The sequence below is a fragment of the Mesorhizobium sp. ES1-6 genome (genome assembly GCF_020164775.1).
Taxonomy (GTDB): domain Bacteria; phylum Pseudomonadota; class Alphaproteobacteria; order Rhizobiales; family Rhizobiaceae; genus Mesorhizobium.
Map to the genome: position 1 here is coordinate 121,481 of NZ_JAIUGU010000010.1, position 18,116 is coordinate 139,596.

The following is an 18,116-nucleotide window of genomic DNA, read 5'->3' on the forward strand; positions in this document are numbered from 1 at the left end:
GACATAGGCGTCCAAAGGTTCCGGATCGGCAGGATCGATCCAGGCTCGCTATTCTAGGCCGCGGCCAATCCCTTGTCCGCCGTCTGCACGCGCGCGGCCGCCGCCAAAAGGTCGGTCTGCGTGATTAGGCCAAGAATGCGCCGCTCTGCGTCGACGATGACCACGGCATGGCTGCGGCCATCGGTCAGCATCGGAAGCAGGCTCATCGCCGGTGTCTCGGGCGAGGCGGTGCCGGCTTTCGCCATCACGCCCTTCACCGTGTCCGTGGCTTTCGTCAGCTCGCGCAGGCCCACCGCGCCGACCAGCCGCGCATCCGCGTCGACCACCGGCAAGGTGCGGATATTGTGATCGAGCAGTTGCTGGCGTGCCGCGTCGGCCGAGGCTTGCTCGGCCACCGAAACCACGTCGCGCGACATGATGTCCTCGCACAACAGCGTCCGGTGCGAGCGTACCATGGCCTGCAACTCAACCTGCCGCAGCAGCCTTTCGAGGTCGTCACGGTCGATGTCGAAGGTTTCATCGAGCGCCGTCAGCGCGGCATCGATGTCCTCGGGCCGGAAGCCGGCGCGCTGCTGCACCGGGGGATCGGCGGTGCCGTGGCTGTTCGCGGCGGGAGCGGCGACATGCGGATAGTTGCGCCGCGCCAGCTTGTGGAAAAGGAAACCCAACGCGACCAGGATGGTCGAATTCAGGGCCACCGGCACGAACGGAAACAGGAAGCCCGCGCTGATGACGGCCGGTCCGCCAAGCACCGCCGTCAGCGCGGCTGCACCGCCTGGTGGATGCAGGCAGCGCGTGAACGACATCGCGGCGATGGCGAGCGCCACCGCGAGACCCGATGCCACCACCGGGTCATGGATGAAATGCGCGACGGTCACGCCGACCAGCGCCGATATCGAATTGCCGCCGATGATCGACCAGGGCTGCGCCAGCGGGCTCGCGGGGACGGCAAACAGAAGCACGGCCGACGCGCCCATCGGGGCGACCAGCAGGGCCACATGAGGCCCGCCGCCCATCGCCAGCCCGCTGATCACCCCGGTCAGCGCAATGCCGATCGTGGCGCCGATACACGCCAGGAGGCGTTCGCGCAGCGTCGCGCCGGCAAGGATGGGGACAAAAAGACGAAAGGCCATTGGAAAACTTTGCGAGGACTGGATCTGTCGAGAATGCGTGCGGCACGCAATGCAGCCGAATTCGCCGATTTGAAAGTCAAACAAATCCGCAAAGTCATGACGTGAGAGAATAATATTGCGCGCCGGCCTTCGCCGGCGTGCTCGCAGCGGCTTGCGCTTTGTCATCAGCGTCAAGGGCTTGCGGCCCTTTGCTGACTCTGTTTGAGATCAATCCGCGCGTGCCGCTGCCGCCAGCCCGCGCATGATGTCGGCCTTCAGGTCGTCGACATCCTCGAGGCCGATCTGCAGGCGGATCAACGGACCCTCGTAAGAGGCTTTCGCGACGACGCGGTCGCCAAGCCATACCGGCACCGCGAGGCTCTCATAGCCGCCCCAGGAATAGCCGAGCCCGAAGATTTTCAGCGCATCGAGGAAGGCGTGCTGCTGCTTCTGGTCGCCGCCGGCAAGCACGATGGAAAAGATGCCGCTCGAACCGCAAAAGTCGCGCTTCCAGAGATCGTGGTCCGGATGGCTGGGCAGGGCGGGGTGCAGCACCCGCGCCACGCCCTTCTGGCCTTCCAGCCACGACGCGATGGCCAACGCGCTGCGCTGATGATGGTCGAGGCGTACGCCCATCGTGCGCAGGCCACGCAGCACCTGATAGACGTCGTCGGGACCCGCGCAGCAGCCCAGAGTGCAAAAGCTCTCGTAGAGCTGCTTCCAGCAGGCCTCATTGGCGGAGACGGTACCGAGCAGCACGTCGGAATGGCCGGCCGGATATTTCGTCGCCGCGTGGATAGAGATGTCGACACCGTGGTCGAGCGGCCGGAAATAGAGCGGCGTGGCCCAGGTGTTGTCCATCATGACGATGGCGCCGGCTGAGTGCGCCGCCTTCGCGATCGCCGGGATGTCCTGCACCTCGAACGTGTTGGAGGCCGGCGATTCGGTGAACACGACCTTGGTGTTCGGCTTGATCAACGCCGCGATGCCGGCGCCGATTTCGGGCGCATAATACTCGACCTCGACGCCCAACCGCGTCAGCATCGTGTCGGCGAAGTTCCTCGTCGGGTGATAGACGGAATCGACGATCAGCAGATGGTCGCCGGCCGACACGAAGGCGAGCAGCGGGATGGTCACCGCCGCCAGGCCCGAGGGCACCGCGATCGTGCCGGCCGAGCCTTCCAGCGCGTCCATGGCCTGGGTAAGGGCATCGGTCGTCGGCGTGCCGCGCGTGCCGTAAGTGTATTTCTGGCTGCGTGCCGCCATCGCCGCGGCATTGGGAAACAGCACGGTCGAGGCATGCACCACCGGCGGGTTGACAAAGCCGAAATAGTCATGCGGGTTGTTGCCTGAATGGGCAAGCAGCGTGTTGATGCCCACCTTGCCGGAACCCTGCTCGCCGCCGTCTTTCGCCATTCTTGGTCGCCTTGTTTTGACAAGGCGCTAGCCATAATGCGACCTCGTGGGCCGTGCAACAGCCCTCCGCCCGCCAGGAATGGACTTCGAATATGCCAATTCCCGGGCTGAAAGACACCTCCGTGATCACATCCTGAACCTTTCCAGCCACCGGCCGCGGGCGTCGTCGGAAGCTCGGTTATCAACCGGGCAACCTATTGTAGCCGGCTGCGAAAGATATATAATCAATTCCTAATACTAATCGCCGGATTGCCTCGATCAGATGCGCCGGATGGTTCTTCGCCGGCTACCTCCTGGTCTCCGATCCGGGTTCGCGCTCACCGAGCGCGGCAAGGGGAGGAATGCCATGCCTGACGTCAAATGGACAATGAAGGCGCGCGAATTCATCAACTGCAATTGCGCCTATGGCTGCCCGTGCCAGTTCAACGCCATGCCGACATACGGATTCTGCCAGGCCGTCGCCGGCATGGAGATCGAAACCGGCCATCATGGCGACACCAAGCTCGACGGGTTGCGCTTCGTCGGCATTTTCAGTTGGCCCGGCGCCATACACCAGGGCAGAGGTCAGGCCGCGGTGGTTATCGACGAGAGGGCCAGCGAAGCTCAGCGTGAAGCCCTGCTTCGCATACTGGGCGGTCAGGACACCGAGCCGGGCGCGACGATATTCCAGGTCTTTTCGACCACGCTGGAAAAATTCCACGATCCGATCTTCGCCGCGATCGATTTCGAGGTCGACGTCGGCGCGCGAACCGGCCGGCTGCACGTCAAGGGCGTAACCGACGGCCATGGCGAGCCGATCAAGAACCCCGTTACCGGCGCCGAGCACCGGGCGCGCATCGACTTGCCGCATGGCTTCGAATACGCGATCGCCGAGATTGGGCGCGGCTGGACCAAGGCGACGGGGCCGATCAAGTTCGAGGTGGCCGACACGCACAGCCATTTCGCCAATCTGCATCTCACGCAGAGCGGCGTCGTGCATTGACCTGACGCAATGGGCGACACGGCTCTCGAGGCGGTGCTGCGGCGCGACCGCGCGGTCGTGACGGCCGCGCTCGTCGTGATCACCGTGCTCGCCTGGGCCTATGTCTTGTGGCTCGCCGCCGACATGGTCATGCCTGTTAATCCCGCCTCGGATAGCGCGGCGGGCGACATGGCAGGGATGGACATGTCGAACATGAGCGGCAAGGACATGAGCGGCAATGACATGGGCGGCATGGATATGGGCGCCGCCATGGAGCCGGGTTTGCGGGCCTGGGCAACGGCCGATTTCGCTTTCATTTTCACGATGTGGGCGGTGATGATGGTCGGCATGATGACGCCTTCGGTCGCGCCGATGCTGCTGCTCTATGCCGGCGTCGGCCGCAAGGCGCTGGCGGATGGCCGCCCCATCGCTTCGACGGCGTGGTTTTTTACCGGCTATCTCGTCGTCTGGGTCGCCTTCAGCATCGTGGCGACCGGTGCGCAATGGCTGCTCGCCCATTTCGCTTTGCTCAATGCCTCGATGGCGACCGACAGCGCGGTCCTCGGAGGCCTCGTCCTGATCGCCGCCGGCCTCTATCAATGGGCACCGATCAAGGGCGTTTGCCTGCGCCAATGTCAGGCGCCGATCGCGTTCCTGGCCAGCCACGGTGGGTTCCGCACCACCGCGCCCGGCGCGCTTCGGCTCGGCATCGATCACGGCGCCTATTGTCTCGGCTGCTGCTGGGCGCTGATGGCCCTGCTGTTCGTCGGCGGTGTCATGAACGTCCTGTGGATCGCCGGCATCGCCATGCTCGTTCTCCTGGAGAAGATGATCCCGACCGGGCAATTGATCCCGCGCCTCTCCGGCGCATTGATGGCCGCGGTCGGCGTCTGGCTCGTCTTTCCTCCGCTTTGAGCGTGGGCACCGGCTTTTGTCCGCAAGCAATATTGTCCGGCAATCGCCTGGTAACGGTCAGACGGCGACCTTCCGGTACGTCAATTCAATGCGCGCCCACTTCAGTAACGTGGAGGTATTTCTGATGACGGATTTCATCGCCGCGACCCGCCTTTGCGTCAAATGAGCTTTGCCGATTTAATTCGCGCTTCCGATTAAATCGGGGGCGCGTCCGTCTGCAATTCAGGCATTTCCGGCTATCGATTTTCAAACGGGTTCGGTTTCGGTCATTTTCCTTGACCTCACAGGAATTATCGCCTTCGATGCTGTTCGTGAATGCTAGGCGGCGCGTCGATTTGCGATGCGGGGTTTCGGGAATGGGCCGGGATGGGAGCTGCGTTCACACGGGAGAAAAAGATCAGGGTTTTGCCTGAAAACAGAAAAGGGTCTGTGGGTCATGAAACATATTGCTATCGGCATTCTTGGCGCCGCCACGCTTGGATTGATGGCGTCGGCCGCTTCGGCCGGCACGCTCGACACTGTCAAGGCGAAGGGCTTCATCCAGTGCGGTGTCTCGACCGGTTTGGCCGGCTTCTCGGCACCCGACGACAAGGGTGATTGGCAAGGCATCGACGCCGATTTCTGCCGCGCCGTCGCGGCCGCCGTCTTCGGTGACGGCACCAAGGTCAAGTTCACGCCGCTCAGCGCCAAGGAACGCTTCACCGCGCTGCAGTCGGGCGAGGTCGATATCCTGTCGCGCAACACCACCTGGACCATCAACCGCGACACCGCGCTTGGCTTGAATTTCATCGGCGTCACCTACTATGACGGCCAGGGTTTCATGATCAACGCCAAGAAGCTGCCGGGCGTCAATTCGGCACTGCAGCTTTCGGGCGCCGCCGTCTGCGTGCAGAGCGGCACCACCACCGAGCTCAACCTCGCCGACTACTTCAAGGCGAACAAGATGGAATACAATCCAGTCGTCTTCGAGAAGCTGGAAGAGGTCAACGCCGCCTATGATGCCGGCCGCTGCGACGTCTACACCACCGACCAGTCGGGCCTCTACGGCATTCGCCTGACGCTCGGCTCGCCGGCCGATCACGTCGTGCTGCCCGAGATCATCTCCAAGGAGCCGCTCGGACCCGCCGTCCGCCAGGGCGACGACCAGTGGTACCACATCGTCAAGTGGACCTATTTCGCACTGCTCGACGCCGAGGAACTCGGCATTACCAAGGCCAATGTCGACGAGATGAAGAACTCCGCCAGCCCGGAGATCAAGCGCGTGCTCGGTCAGGAAGCCGACACCAAGATCGGCACCGATCTCGGCGTCTCCAACGACTGGGTGGTCAACATCGTCAAGGCCACCGGCAATTACGGCGAGATGTTTGACCGCAACGTCGGTTCGGGCAGCCCGCTCAAGATCGCCCGTGGCATCAATGCGCTGTGGACCAAGGGCGGCCTGCAATACGCTCCGCCGATCCGCTGATCGAAATGTGATCCGGAAGGCAGGCACCTGCCTTCCGGTTTCTCTTTCACAGGGGACGTGAAATGGCATCGCAGGAAATTCTACGCGAGGAGCCGAGCCGCGGCTCCTTCGTCAATGACCCGAGAATACGCGGTCTGTTCTTCCAGACGCTGGTCGTTATCGTGCTGTTCGGCTCCGTCTGGTGGATCGTGCAGAACGTCATCGACAATCTGCAGCGCCTGCACATCGCCTCCGGTTTCGGCTTCCTCAAGGGGCGCGCCGGCTTCGACATCTCCGACACGCCGATCGCCTACACATCGGATTCGACCTATGGCCGCGCCATCGTCGTCGGCCTCATCAACACCATCATCGTTGCCGTCGCCGGCATCATCACCGCCACCATCATCGGCTTCGTCATCGGCATCGGGCGGCTGTCGCAGAATTGGCTGATCCAGAAGATCTGCACGGTCTATGTCGAGATTTTCCGCAACATCCCGCCGCTGCTGGTCATCTTCTTCTGGTATTCGGGCGTGCTCGCCGTGCTGCCGGCGCCGCGCGACTCCTATCATCTGCCGTTCGGATCCTTCCTGAACCAGCGCGGCTTTTATTTTCCGCGCGCCGTCTGGGGCGAGGGCTCCTGGCTGATCCTGGTTGCGCTCATTGTCGGCATCGCCATGGCCTGGTTCGTCGCCCGCACCGCGCGTCAGCGGCAGATGGCGACAGGCCAGCAATTTCCCGTGTTCTGGACTTCCGCCGCGCTGATCGTCGGCCTGCCGCTGCTGGCCTACGTGCTGAGCGGCTTTCCATTGAGCTTCGATCTGCCGAAGCAGTCGACCTTCAACCTGACCGGCGGCTTTCAGGTCAAGCCAGAGTTCCTGTCGCTCTATCTGGCGTTGTCCTGCTACACGGCGGCGTTCATCGCCGAAATCGTGCGCGCCGGCATCAGGGGCGTCAGCAAGGGGCAGACCGAGGCGGCCGCCGCGCTTGGACTGCGGTCCGGATCGATCCTGCGGCTGGTCGTGGTGCCGCAGGCCATGCGCATCGTCATTCCGCCGCTGACCAGCCAGTATCTCAACCTGACCAAGAACTCCTCGCTGGCGATCGCCATCGGCTATCCCGACCTGACGGCGACCGCCGGCACGGTTCTGAACCAGACCGGACAAGCGGTCGAGGGCGTGCTGATCATGATGATCGCTTATCTCATACTCAGCCTGGTGACCTCGGCCGTCATGAACGTGGTCAACGCCAGAATGGCGCTGGTGGAGAGGTAGGACCATGCAGGAACACGATATGTCCTGGGTGCGCACCGAAATGGCGCTGGCGCAGCCCGCGCCGGCGAGCGTCAGCGGTCCCGTCGCTTGGGTGCGCAGGAACCTGATCGGTTCGGTCGGCGACACGATTCTCACCATCCTGGGCATCGTCATCGTCGCTTGGGTTCTGCCGCAAGTCATCAACTGGGCGTTCATCAACGCACAGTGGACCGGGCCGGACCGCACGGTCTGCGCCACCGTCGCGCAGGGCGGCATTCAGCCCGACGGCTGGAGCGGCGCCTGCTGGGCTTTCGTCAACGCCAAGTTCGGCCAGTTCATGTTTGGAACCTATCCGGTCGAGGAGCGCTGGCGGCCGATCCTGGTCGCCATCCTGTTCGTCGCGCTGCTGGTGCCGATGCTGATGCCACGCGTGCCGCGCAAGGGGTTGAACGCGATCCTGCTTTTCCTGGTGCTGCCGGTCGTTTCCTTCTTCCTGCTGGTCGGCGGCGTATTCGGCTTGCCGCATGTCGAAACCTCGCGCTGGGGCGGGCTGCTGATCACGCTCAGCCTGTCCTTCGTCGGCATTGCCGTGTCGCTGCCGCTGGGCACCGTGCTGGCACTCGGCCGGCGCTCGAAGATGCCGATCATCAAAATGCTGTGCGTGATCTTCATCGAAGCCGTGCGCGGCATACCGCTGATCACGGTGCTGTTCTTCGTCAGCGTCATGCTGCCGCTGTTCCTGCCGGCCAGTGTCACCTTCGACAAGTATCTGAGGGCGCTGATCGGTGTGTCGCTGTTTGCCGCCGCCTACATGGCCGAAGTGGTGCGCGGCGGCCTGCAGGCGATCCCGAAAGGCCAGTATGAAGGCGCCGATTCGCTCGGCCTCGGCTATTGGCAGAAGATGGGGCTGATCGTGCTGCCGCAGGCGCTGAAGCTGGTCATTCCCGGCATCGTCAACACCTTCATCGGCATGTTCAAGGACACCAGCCTGGTCCTCATCATCTCGATGTTCGACCTGCTCGGCATCGTCAAGCAGAACTTCTCCGATGCCAATTGGGCAACCGCGCAGACCGCGAAGTCCGGCCTTGTCTTCGCCGCCTTCGTGTTCTGGCTGTTCTGCTTCGGCATGTCGCGCTATTCAATGTACACCGAACGCCGGCTCGACACCGGTTACAGACGCTGATGCATGTCGCCCAAAAGTGTGTAGCGGTTTTGGGATAACGACATGCATCAAATTCAACGATAAGGGGAATTGGCCATGGCCACCGAAAACGCCGTCAGCGCCGAAGAGATCAAGGTCAACGCCGCCAAGATGCATATCTCGACCACCGATGTCGCCATCGACATCATCGCCATGCACAAATGGTATGGCGAGTTCCATGTGCTGAAGGACATCAACCTGAAGGTGATGCGCGGTGAGCGCATCGTCATCTGCGGCCCGTCCGGCTCCGGCAAGTCGACCATGATCCGCTGCATCAACCGGCTGGAAGAACACCAGAAGGGCAAGATCATCGTCGATGGCAAGGAACTCACCAACGATCTGAAGAAGATCGACGAGGTGCGCCGCGAGGTCGGCATGGTGTTCCAGCACTTCAACCTGTTCCCGCATCTGACGATCTTGGAGAACTGCACGCTGGCGCCGATCTGGGTGCGCAAGACGCCGAAGAAGCAGGCCGAGGAAATCGCCATGCATTTCCTCAAGCGCGTCAAGATTCCCGAGCAGGCCAACAAATATCCGGGCCAGCTGTCCGGCGGCCAGCAGCAGCGCGTGGCGATTGCCCGCTCGCTGTGCATGAACCCACGCATCATGCTGTTCGACGAGCCGACCTCGGCGCTCGATCCGGAAATGATCAAGGAAGTGCTGGAGACCATGGTTGGCCTTGCCGAAGAGGGCATGACCATGCTGTGCGTCACCCACGAGATGGGCTTTGCGCGCAAAGTCGCCAACCGGGTGATCTTCATGGACCAGGGCCAGATCGTCGAGCAGAACACGCCGGCCGAGTTCTTCGACCACCCGCGCCATGAGCGGACAAAGTTGTTCCTGTCGCAGATCCTGCACTGAGCGCTTGGACGATTACGAAGAGCCCGGCTGAAACAGGGCCGGGCTCTTTCGCTTATGGATAGTGAGAGCAATTCCGGGAAAATTGTGAGACGGTTTTGCCGTGCGCCTCGCGCCGTGATGCGTTTGCAAGGCTGCCATTGATGAAAAAGCTCGGCCGTTTTCTTGGTCTGCTGTTGATCGCGGTCGCGCTCGCCGTGACGCTCGGCACGCTGGTGCCACGGCCAATCTGGCCGGCGGCGGCCGCCGGCGAGGGCACGCGGCGCATATTTGTGCTGAAGAACCCGATCCACACCGACATCGCCATTCCGGTCGACGACGCGGTGCGCCGGCGCTTCCGTTTCCTGGCCGATGCCGGCCTGCCTTCGGACGCACCCGAAGTGCGCTACCTCGTCTTCGGCTGGGGCGGGCGCGCCTTCTATCTGGAAACGCCGACCTGGTCGCGATTGAAGGCGGTGCCCGTCTTCAAGGCGCTGACCCTCGATGCCTCGGTGATGCATGTCGACGTCGCCGGCGACATCACCGAGCCGCGCCCGAATATCGCCGGCTTCGACGTCGGCGATGACCATTTTGCCGCATTGCTCGACTTCATCGAAGCGAGTTTTCAGCAGGGACCGGGCGGCCCGATCGTCATCGACAATGCCGCCTATTCCAATTTCGACCGCTTCTATGAGGCCAATGGCCATTTCAACGCGCTGATCGGCTGCAACACCTGGACAGCGGCTGCCCTGCGCACCGCCGGCCTGCGCACTGGCTGGTGGAACCCGCTGCCGGCATCGCTTGGGCTGTCGATGCGGCTGTATAATTAGTTTCTGCCGCAGTCCTGTCAGCGACGAATGATCTGCTTCTGTTCCCAGCCATAAAGCCAGTCTAAATCCGCCGCGAGCTTCTCTCCTGACCGCGCCGCCAGAACCAGATTGCGCGCCAACGCCACCGGACCGCGCGCGTGCCAGGCAAGCCGATTGAGCGCGCCGCGGCGGATGACCTTTTCGATGCGCGGCCGTCTCAGCTTCTCCCAGATGGTAAGGCTTTGCGCCAGGTCGCCGGGGAAGTCGGCCACGAGGTTGGCAAGCGTCGCCGCATCCTCGATCGCCATGGCAGCGCCCTGTGCCGCGAATGGCGTCATCGCGTGCGCGGCGTCGCCGATCAGCGCGATGCCTTCCGGCGCCGTCCAGCGTCGCTGTTCGACCGTGTGGATGGGAAAGGCGGTCCACGGTTCGGCGAGTTCCACCAACCTCGCCAGTGCCGGCGCGGTGCGGCGCATGGCGCCGGAAAGGATGACGGGATCGGCATGGCCTGACCAACCCTCGGCAATGCGCTCGCCTGGGGTGAAGGCGGCCAGGTTGAAGGCGCGGCCGCCGCTGACGGGGTAGGCGACCATGTGGAATCCTGGGTGCAGCAAGGTGGTGACGCAGCCGCCGGCGCCGATCGCGGCAAAGGCCTGCCCGGCTTCGCTGTCGGCGCTTATCGTCGCGCGCCAGGCCAGTTCGCCCGAGAAGCGGCTGTTCGCGAAGCCGGCTCCGTTGCCTGGGCTGGCAAACCTCCGCACCGCTGACCAAACGCCATCGGCACCGACCAGCAGAGAGCCTTCGGTGTCGATGATCTTGCGGCCGACTCCGTCCGTCCTGGTGATGCCGAGTGAACCGGAGGCGACGCTGCTGACCTGCGCGCCGGTGGTGAGGTGGATGTCGGGCATTTGCGCGACGCGCGCCATCAGGGCGTCTTGCAGATCAGCCCGGTGGGTGACGAGATAGGGCGCGCCCCACCGCTGCTCGCCGGCTCCGCCCAGCGGCACGCGCGCCAGTTGGCGTAGGCTTGCTGCGTCCCTCAGCACCACGGCTTCCGGCTTGACGGCGTTGGCGACAAGCGTGTCGAGCACGCCAAGCTGGCGAAGTATGCGTGTCGCATTGGGCGAGAGCTGGATGCCGGCGCCGGCTGCTTCCAGGCGCTGCGCCTGTTCGAACACCCTCACTGAGTAGCCGCGTTCGGCGAAGGCAATCGCCGCTGTCAGCCCGGCGATGCCAGCCCCGGCGATGACGACTTGCCGGGACCGCGTCTCGCTCATGATCGGGAGGTCAGGCGGCCTGGTCGATATAGAGGCAGCCCGCCGGCAGCGTTTCCGTCGCCTTCAGCTTCGGCGAATAGCGGTAGAGGGTCGAGCAGTAAGGGCAGACTTTCTCATTGTCGTCGCCCATGTCGAGGAACACATGCGGATGGTCGAAAGGCGGGTTTGCGCCCGTGCACATGAATTCCTTGACCCCGATGTCGATCGCCGGATGGCCCGCATCGTTCTGGAAATGGGGAATGGAACCGCCTGCCATCGTCGTCTCCTTAACGCAGTCTCTTCTGCATCTGGATCATATCAGGCCTGTTTGCAAGTTCGATGAAATCAAACTGTCGCAAAACCCTGTCAGAGAACTGTCGCAAAAGCCTGCCACAGGATAAGTTAAGCCGGTTAACCGGCCAAGGCGCGCGGAAGAGCAGGAATCATGAACGAATTGAAGCCGGTACAGAGCGAATTCAACAATGTCGCGGCAGCGAGCCCGGAAGGCAATCCGGACCGTTTCGTCAACCGCGAGTTCTCCTGGCTGCAGTTCAACCGCCGCGTTCTCGAGGAATCGCTGAACACCCATCACCCGCTGCTGGAGCGCGTCCGCTTCCTGTCGATTTCGGCCGCCAATCTCGACGAGTTCTTCATGGTGCGCGTCGCCGGCCTTGCCGGCCAGGTGCGCGAGGGCATCGTGCTGAAGAGCCCCGATGGGCGCACCCCCGAGCAGCAGCTCGAACAATTGCTGCGTGAAGTCGAGCGCCTGCAGGAGGACCAGCAGAAGAGCCTTTCGGCACTCACCGTGCTGCTCAACAAGGAAGGCATCGAGACCATTACCCGGGATGCGCTGACCAAGGACGAGAAAGTCTGGCTGGAAGAACATTTCCAGGACCAGGTATTTCCTGTGCTCACCCCGCTGTCGATCGATCCGGCGCATCCGTTCCCGTTCATTCCCAATCTCGGCTTCTCCATGGCGCTGCAGCTTCGACACCGCAAGAACGGCGAGGAGATGAGCGCGCTCTTGCGCCTGCCGGTGGCGCTGAAGCGGTTCATCCGTCTGCCGGACCGCAAGCACCATGTCCGCTTCATTCCGCTGGAGGAGGCGGTCGGCCTTTACATCGGCAAGCTGTTCCCCGGCTACGAGGTCAAGGGCTCCGGCACGTTCCGTATCATCCGAGACAGCGACATCGAGGTCGAGGAAGAATCGGAAGACCTGGTGCGGCTGTTCGAAACGGCGCTGAAGCGCCGCCGCCGCGGCTCCGTGATCCGCATCGAGTTCGACATGCTGATGCCCGGCGAATTGCGCGACTTCGTCGCCGGCGAGCTGGGCGTCTCGTCCAGCCGCATCAGCGTGTTGACGGGTCCGCTGGCGCTCAGCCAGATCTCCGAGATCGTCTCCGTTCCCCGCGACGACCTGAAATTCATACCCTACAACCCACGCTTTCCCGAGCGCATCCGCGAGCATGGCGGCGACTGTTTCGCCGCCATCCGCGAGAAGGACATCGTCGTCCATCACCCCTACGAATCCTTCGATGTCGTGGTGCAGTTCCTGCGCCAGGCGATGGCCGATCCCGAAGTGGTGGCCATCAAGCAGACGCTTTACCGCACCTCCAACGACAGTCCGATCGTGCGCGCGCTGGTCGACGCCGCCGAGGCCGGCAAGTCGGTGACGGCGCTGGTCGAGCTCAAGGCGCGTTTCGACGAGGAAGCCAATATCCGCTGGGCGCGCGATCTCGAGCGCGCCGGCGTGCAGGTCGTGTTCGGGTTCCTTGAGCTCAAGACCCACGCCAAGATGTCGCTTGTTGTGCGGCGCGAGGACGGCAAGCTGCGCAATTACGTCCATCTCGGCACCGGCAACTACCATCCGGTGACCGCGCGCATCTACACCGACCTGTCCTTCTTCACCACCGATCCGACGATCGCCCGCGACGTTGCCCAGCTTTTCAATTTCATCACCGGCTATGCCGAGCCGACCGATGAGATGCGGCTGGCGATCTCACCGTTCACGTTGAGAAGCCGCATCCTGAAGCACATTTCCGGTGAAGTCGCCCACGCCCTGGAGGGGCGGCCGTCGCGCATCTGGATGAAGATGAACGCGCTCGTCGACCCGATCATCATCGACGCGCTCTACGACGCCAGCCGCGCCGGTGTGGAGATCGATCTCGTCGTGCGCGGCATATGCTGTCTCAGGCCACAGGTGCCGGGCCTGTCGGAAAACATCAGGGTCAAGTCGATCGTCGGCCGGTTCCTCGAGCACAGCCGCATCTATTGTTTCGGCAACGGCCATGGCTTGCCGTCGGACGAGGCGATCGTCTACATCTCCTCGGCCGACCTCATGCCGCGTAATCTCGACCGCCGCGTCGAGACCATGGTGCCGATCACCAATCCAACTGTGCATGAACAGATTTTGGGCCAGATCATGCTGGGCAACATCATGGACAATCAGCAAAGTTTCGACGTATTGGCTGATGGAACCTCCCGGCGCGTGGTGCTGGAGGAGGGCGAGGAACCGTTCAACGCGCAGGAATATTTCATGACCAATCCGAGCCTGTCGGGACGGGGTGACGCGCTGAAATCGCATGCGCCCAAGCGGATCGCGCAGTTCAAGCGCCGCAAGAAGAACGCCACCACCTGATGCTGTCCAATTCCCAGGGCCGGCTGCAGGACCGCCGACCGCTGTCCATCATCGACATCGGATCCAATTCGATCCGCCTCGTCGTCTATGAGGGACTGGCGCGTTCGCCGACCACGCTGTTCAACGAAAAGATGCTGGCCGGCCTAGGCCGCGGCATCGTTTCGACAGGCAAACTCGACCCCGAGGGTGTGGCGCGCTCGATGGACGAGTTTCGCCGTTTCCGCGCGCTCTCCGATCAGGCCGGCGCCGAACACATGTACGTGCTGGCGACCGCCGCCGCCCGCGAGGCAATCAACGGTCCCGATTTCATCCATCGCGCCGAGGATGTGCTCAAGACCGAGATCCGCGTGCTCTCGGGCCGCCAGGAAGCGCATTATTCCGCGCTCGGCGTCATCTCCGGCTTTCATCCGGCCAACGGCATCGCCGGCGACCTTGGCGGCGGCAGCCTGGAGCTGATCGACATCGATGGCGAGGCGATCGGCGACGGCATCACGCTGCCGCTCGGCGGCCTGCGGCTGCAGGACATGGCGAAGAACTCGCTTGTCCAGGCGCAGAAGATCGCGCGCCAGGAACTCGCCCGGGCCAAGCTGTTGAAGGGCGGGCAGGGCAGGACCTTCTACGCCGTTGGCGGCACCTGGCGAAACCTCGCCAGGCTCCACATGGAGATGAACAACTACCCGCTCGGCGTCATGCACCACTACGAAATCTCGGCCGAAAGCGCACAAAGCTTCCTCAAGCAGGTGGCCAGGGGCGAGGTCGAAAAGGTGAGGGGTATCGAGGGCGTCTCCAAGAACCGCCGCTCGCTGCTGCCATATGGCGCTCTCGTCCTGCAGGAAATCATGACGGCCATGCAGCCGTCGAGGATCGTCGTTTCGGCGCAAGGCGTGCGCGAAGGCTTTCTCTATTCGTTGCTCGACGCGGCCGAGCAGAAGGCTGATCCGCTGATCTCGGCCGCCGAGGAGCTTGCGCTTTTGCGCTCGCGTTCGGTCCACCACGCGCATGATCTGGTCGAATGGACCGGCAAGGCCTTCAAGGCCTTCGGCATCGACGAGACGGAAGACGAAGCGCGCTATCGCCACGCCGCCTGCCTGCTGGCCGATATCGGCTGGCGCGCCCATCCCGAATATCGCGGCAAGCAGTCGCTAAACATCATCGCGCATGCGTCCTTCATCGGTGTCGATCATCCCGGCCGCGCCTATCTCGCGCTGACCAACGCCTACCGCCATGACGGCGTCTTCAACGAGGGGATCGCGCCCGAGATCAAGGCGCTGGCACCGCCGAGCCTGCTGGAGCGGGCCCGTGTGCTGGCGGCGATGATGCGGGTTGTCTATCTGCTGACGGCGGCGATGCCCGGCGTCATGCCGAGGCTGAAATGGGAGAACCGCCCCAACGGCGTGCTGGCGCTGGTGTTGCCGGCTTCGCTCTCGAACCTCTATGGCGAGCGTCCGGCTGGCCGGCTGGCGCAACTGGCACGGATCACCAACCGCCGGCTGGTGCTGTCGGTCGAAGGCGGACCGAGCGTGTCGGTGAAATAGGGCGGCCTCAGGCCGCACCCCGCCCGTCGGCCGACCATGCGCCGGCGCCGGCCATGGCAAGCGCCAGGAAACCGCCTGCGATCGCAATATCCTTCATCAGCATCTGCTGGTGCAGGAAAGCCAACGTCGCGTCACCGCCGCCCTGGCCATAATGGCCGATATAGCCCGCCGCAATGCAGAAGGCGGCCAGCAGCAGCGCCACGATTCGCGTCTGGAACCCGACGAGGATCAGCAGCCCCGCGATCAGCTCGAAAAGCCCGGTGCCCCAGGCGGCGAGCGCCGGCAGCGGCAGGCCAAGGCCGGCGAAATAATTGATTGTGCCGGCAATGCCGGCAATGTTGGCGAGTGCCTGGAAGCCGGACGGCACGAACAGCACGGCAAACAGCAGCCGCGAAACCAGAAGCAATGCGTTGCGGACCATGGCGACCTCCCTTGCCGGCGCGGGCCACCGGCAGCCAATCGCAGTCTACGCCTGCAATCGGACAACGAAAAAGCGGCACGGAAAATTCCGCGCCGCTTTTTCAGGTCCTTGGAAGGAAGGGCTCAGCCGCGCTTGGCGTCGATCGAATAGGCACCGGCGCCCGAGGAGGCCAGCAGCAGGAAGCCGCCGGTGATGGCGACGTTCTTGAGGAACTGGATCATCTGCATCTGGTCGGCCCAGCCGGTGTGGGCGACAAGACCGGTCGCGATCGTGAAGACAGCGAGCACCCAGGCGGCGATCCTGGTCTGGAAACCGACGAGTACGGCGAGGCCGCCAAGCAGTTCGATCAGGCCGACGATGACGGCCGTGGCCGTCGGTACCGGCAGGCCGAGGCCGCCGAAATAGGCGGCGGTGCCGGAAATGGCCGTGAGCTTGCCGAATCCGGAAAGCAGGAAAATGACCGCGAGCAGGATACGGCCGATAAGGATGGTGACAGCGCTGTTGGACGTGGTGCCGGCGCCGGCGGCGGAAGCGTTGATGGACATGAGTGACTCTCCGAAGGGGTTTGAATGACCCCAGAGATAGACGATGCCGACTGTTCACCAAAGTCGGCTATGCGGCGACACATTGTTCACAGGGCATACATTTCCGTGACCGGACAGGATGCGCGAAATTTGTATCGGACGATGTGGCGACGGGAGAAAATTCTCACCCCGAAAAATGTTGGTTACTCGGCCTGACAGGATGGCGCTTGTATCGTCGCATCGCTTGCCTTGGAAATAGGCCGAAACGCTCACCCCGTCGTCATCCTAGGGTCTGCGCCGCTTCGCGTCGCTGCGCCAACGATGACGAGAGGTCCCGGCAAATGTCGAACGTTTGCGATGGCTGCGAAGACAAACAGGTGGATCGCTTCATCCCGGATGCGTCATGTCCTCCGGCCGCACCAGCCGGTCATAATCGGCTTCGCTGACCAGTCCGGTGGCCAGCGCTTCCTCGCGCAGCGTCGTGCCGTTCTTGTGCGCGGTCTTGGCGATCTTGGCGGCGTTGTCGTAGCCGATGCTCGGCGCCAGGGCCGTCACCAGCATCAGCGAGCGGTCGAGCGCCGCCTTGATGTTGTCCTCCCGCGCCTCGATGCCGACGACGCAATTGTCGGTGAAGGAGACCGAAGCGTCGGCCAGCAGCTGCACCGACTGCAGGAAATTATACGCCATCAGCGGGTTGTAGACATTGAGCTCGAAATGGCCCTGGCTGCCGGCGAAGGTCAGCGCCGCATTGTTGCCGAATACCTGCACGCAGACCTGCGTCATTGCCTCGCACTGGGTCGGGTTGACCTTGCCGGGCATGATCGAGGAGCCGGGCTCGTTCTCCGGCAGAGAGAGCTCGCCAAGGCCCGAGCGCGGACCTGAGCCAAGGAAGCGGATGTCGTTGGCGATCTTGAACAGTGCCGCGGCCGCCGCGTTGATGGCGCCGTGCGAGAACACCATGGAATCGTGGGCGGCGAGCGCTTCGAACTTGTTCGGCGCGGTGACGAAGGCGATGCCCGATATGGCGGCGATCCGATCGGCCACCCGCTCGGCGAAGCCGACCGGCGCGTTGAGGCCGGTGCCGACGGCCGTGCCGCCCTGCGCCAGTTCCTGCAGGCCGGGCAGCGTCTGCTCGATGCGCTTGATCGACGAGGCGACCTGCGCGGCATAGCCGGAAAATTCCTGGCCCAGCGTCAGCGGCGTGGCGTCCTGCGTGTGGGTGCGGCCGATCTTGATGATGTGGTTGAAGTCCCGGCTTTTGGCTGCGAGCGCCTTGTGCAGATGGTGCAGAGCCGGGATCAGGTCATGTATGATCCGCTCGGCGCAAGCGATGTGCATGGCCGTCGGATAGGTGTCGTTCGACGACTGGCTCATATTGACGTGGTCGTTCGGATGCACTGGCTTCTTCGAGCCCATGACGCCGCCCAGCATCTCGATCGCCCGGTTCGAGATCACCTCATTGGCGTTCATGTTGGACTGCGTGCCCGAGCCGGTCTGCCAGACCACCAGCGGAAAGTGGTCGTTGAGCTTGCCGTCGATGACCTCTTGCGCGGCCTCGATGATCGCCTTGCCGATGGCCGGGTCGAGCCGCTTCAGCTCCATATTGGCTTCCGCCGCCGCCCGCTTGACGATGCCCAGCGCGCGCACGATCGAAGCCGGCTGCTTTTCCCAGCCGATCTTGAAATTGCCCAGCGAGCGTTGCGCCTGCGCACCCCAATAACGGTCGGCGGCAACCTCGATGGGGCCGAACGTATCGGTTTCGGTTCTGGTCTTTGGCGCGCTCACGGCAAGTCTCCG

The 18,116-nt window shown here is 63.4% G+C and carries 16 protein-coding genes; 9 read left to right on the forward strand and 7 right to left on the reverse strand.

Annotated features, from left to right (window positions below; translation table 11 throughout):
• Nucleotides 1-53: 53 nt before the first annotated feature.
• Nucleotides 54-1,133, reverse strand: a complete 1,080-nt coding sequence (locus LB564_RS22765; protein ID WP_140707220.1) for an HPP family protein — start codon at nucleotides 1,131-1,133, stop codon at nucleotides 54-56.
• Nucleotides 1,134-1,340: 207 nt separating this feature from the next.
• Nucleotides 1,341-2,528 (reverse strand): cystathionine beta-lyase, encoded by a 1,188-nt coding sequence (locus tag LB564_RS22770; protein ID WP_224541126.1) that lies wholly within the window; start codon nucleotides 2,526-2,528, stop codon nucleotides 1,341-1,343.
• 346 nt (nucleotides 2,529-2,874) lie between these two features.
• Between LB564_RS22770 and LB564_RS22775 the strand changes: the two genes are divergently transcribed.
• The 7 genes from LB564_RS22775 to LB564_RS22805 all read left to right on the forward strand — a co-directional run bounded on the left by LB564_RS22775 (nucleotide 2,875) and on the right by LB564_RS22805 (nucleotide 9,966).
• Complete coding sequence (locus tag LB564_RS22775; RefSeq protein WP_140707217.1) at nucleotides 2,875-3,510, forward strand: DUF1326 domain-containing protein; 636 nt, start codon at nucleotides 2,875-2,877, stop codon at nucleotides 3,508-3,510.
• A gap of 9 nt (nucleotides 3,511-3,519) precedes the next feature.
• Nucleotides 3,520-4,404 carry a DUF2182 domain-containing protein gene (locus LB564_RS22780; protein ID WP_224541128.1) on the forward strand — a complete coding sequence of 295 codons (885 nt, stop codon included), beginning with the start codon at nucleotides 3,520-3,522 and terminating at the stop codon, nucleotides 4,402-4,404.
• Between the two features lie 436 nt (nucleotides 4,405-4,840).
• Nucleotides 4,841-5,869 carry an amino acid ABC transporter substrate-binding protein gene (locus LB564_RS22785; protein ID WP_140707213.1) on the forward strand — a complete coding sequence of 343 codons (1,029 nt, stop codon included), beginning with the start codon at nucleotides 4,841-4,843 and terminating at the stop codon, nucleotides 5,867-5,869.
• Between the two features lie 62 nt (nucleotides 5,870-5,931).
• Nucleotides 5,932-7,119, forward strand: a complete 1,188-nt coding sequence (locus LB564_RS22790; protein WP_140707211.1) for an amino acid ABC transporter permease — start codon at nucleotides 5,932-5,934, stop codon at nucleotides 7,117-7,119.
• Between the two features lie 4 nt (nucleotides 7,120-7,123).
• Nucleotides 7,124-8,281: an amino acid ABC transporter permease gene (locus tag LB564_RS22795; protein WP_224541130.1), complete on the forward strand. Its 1,158-nt coding sequence runs from the start codon at nucleotides 7,124-7,126 to the stop codon at nucleotides 8,279-8,281.
• A 129-nt stretch (nucleotides 8,282-8,410) separates the two neighbouring features.
• Nucleotides 8,411-9,160, forward strand: a complete 750-nt coding sequence (locus tag LB564_RS22800; protein WP_031240865.1) for an amino acid ABC transporter ATP-binding protein — start codon at nucleotides 8,411-8,413, stop codon at nucleotides 9,158-9,160.
• Between the two features lie 140 nt (nucleotides 9,161-9,300).
• Complete coding sequence (locus LB564_RS22805; RefSeq protein ID WP_224541132.1) at nucleotides 9,301-9,966, forward strand: TIGR02117 family protein; 666 nt, start codon at nucleotides 9,301-9,303, stop codon at nucleotides 9,964-9,966.
• A 17-nt stretch (nucleotides 9,967-9,983) separates the two neighbouring features.
• Here LB564_RS22805 and LB564_RS22810 read toward each other — a convergent pair whose 3' ends face one another.
• The gene (locus LB564_RS22810) at nucleotides 9,984-11,222 is read right to left on the reverse strand and encodes an FAD-dependent monooxygenase (RefSeq protein ID WP_224541134.1); all 1,239 of its coding nucleotides are present in this window, start codon (nucleotides 11,220-11,222) and stop codon (nucleotides 9,984-9,986) included.
• 10 nt (nucleotides 11,223-11,232) lie between these two features.
• Nucleotides 11,233-11,478, reverse strand: coding sequence for a zinc-finger domain-containing protein (locus LB564_RS22815; protein WP_015318409.1), 246 nt, complete (start codon nucleotides 11,476-11,478; stop codon nucleotides 11,233-11,235).
• Nucleotides 11,479-11,646: 168 nt separating this feature from the next.
• On the opposite strand from LB564_RS22815, the gene LB564_RS22820 reads away from it, so the two are divergent.
• On the forward strand, nucleotides 11,647-13,839 hold the full coding sequence (locus tag LB564_RS22820) for an RNA degradosome polyphosphate kinase (protein WP_140707202.1): 2,193 nt from the start codon (nucleotides 11,647-11,649) through the stop codon (nucleotides 13,837-13,839).
• On the forward strand, nucleotides 13,839-15,374 hold the full coding sequence (gene ppx / locus LB564_RS22825) for an exopolyphosphatase (protein ID WP_140707200.1): 1,536 nt from the start codon (nucleotides 13,839-13,841) through the stop codon (nucleotides 15,372-15,374). Before LB564_RS22820 ends, ppx begins: the two co-directional genes overlap by 1 nt.
• A 7-nt stretch (nucleotides 15,375-15,381) precedes the next feature.
• On the opposite strand, the gene LB564_RS22830 is transcribed toward ppx, so the two are convergent.
• The 3 genes from LB564_RS22830 to fumC all read right to left on the reverse strand — a co-directional run bounded on the left by LB564_RS22830 (nucleotide 15,382) and on the right by fumC (nucleotide 18,104).
• Nucleotides 15,382-15,795: a DoxX family protein gene (locus LB564_RS22830; RefSeq protein WP_224541136.1), complete on the reverse strand. Its 414-nt coding sequence runs from the start codon at nucleotides 15,793-15,795 to the stop codon at nucleotides 15,382-15,384.
• Nucleotides 15,796-15,917: 122 nt separating this feature from the next.
• Nucleotides 15,918-16,340 (reverse strand): DoxX family protein, encoded by a 423-nt coding sequence (locus LB564_RS22835; protein ID WP_140707197.1) that lies wholly within the window; start codon nucleotides 16,338-16,340, stop codon nucleotides 15,918-15,920.
• A gap of 366 nt (nucleotides 16,341-16,706) precedes the next feature.
• Nucleotides 16,707-18,104, reverse strand: coding sequence for a class II fumarate hydratase (gene fumC, locus LB564_RS22840; RefSeq protein ID WP_224541138.1), 1,398 nt, complete (start codon nucleotides 18,102-18,104; stop codon nucleotides 16,707-16,709).
• Nucleotides 18,105-18,116: the final 12 nt, after the last annotated feature.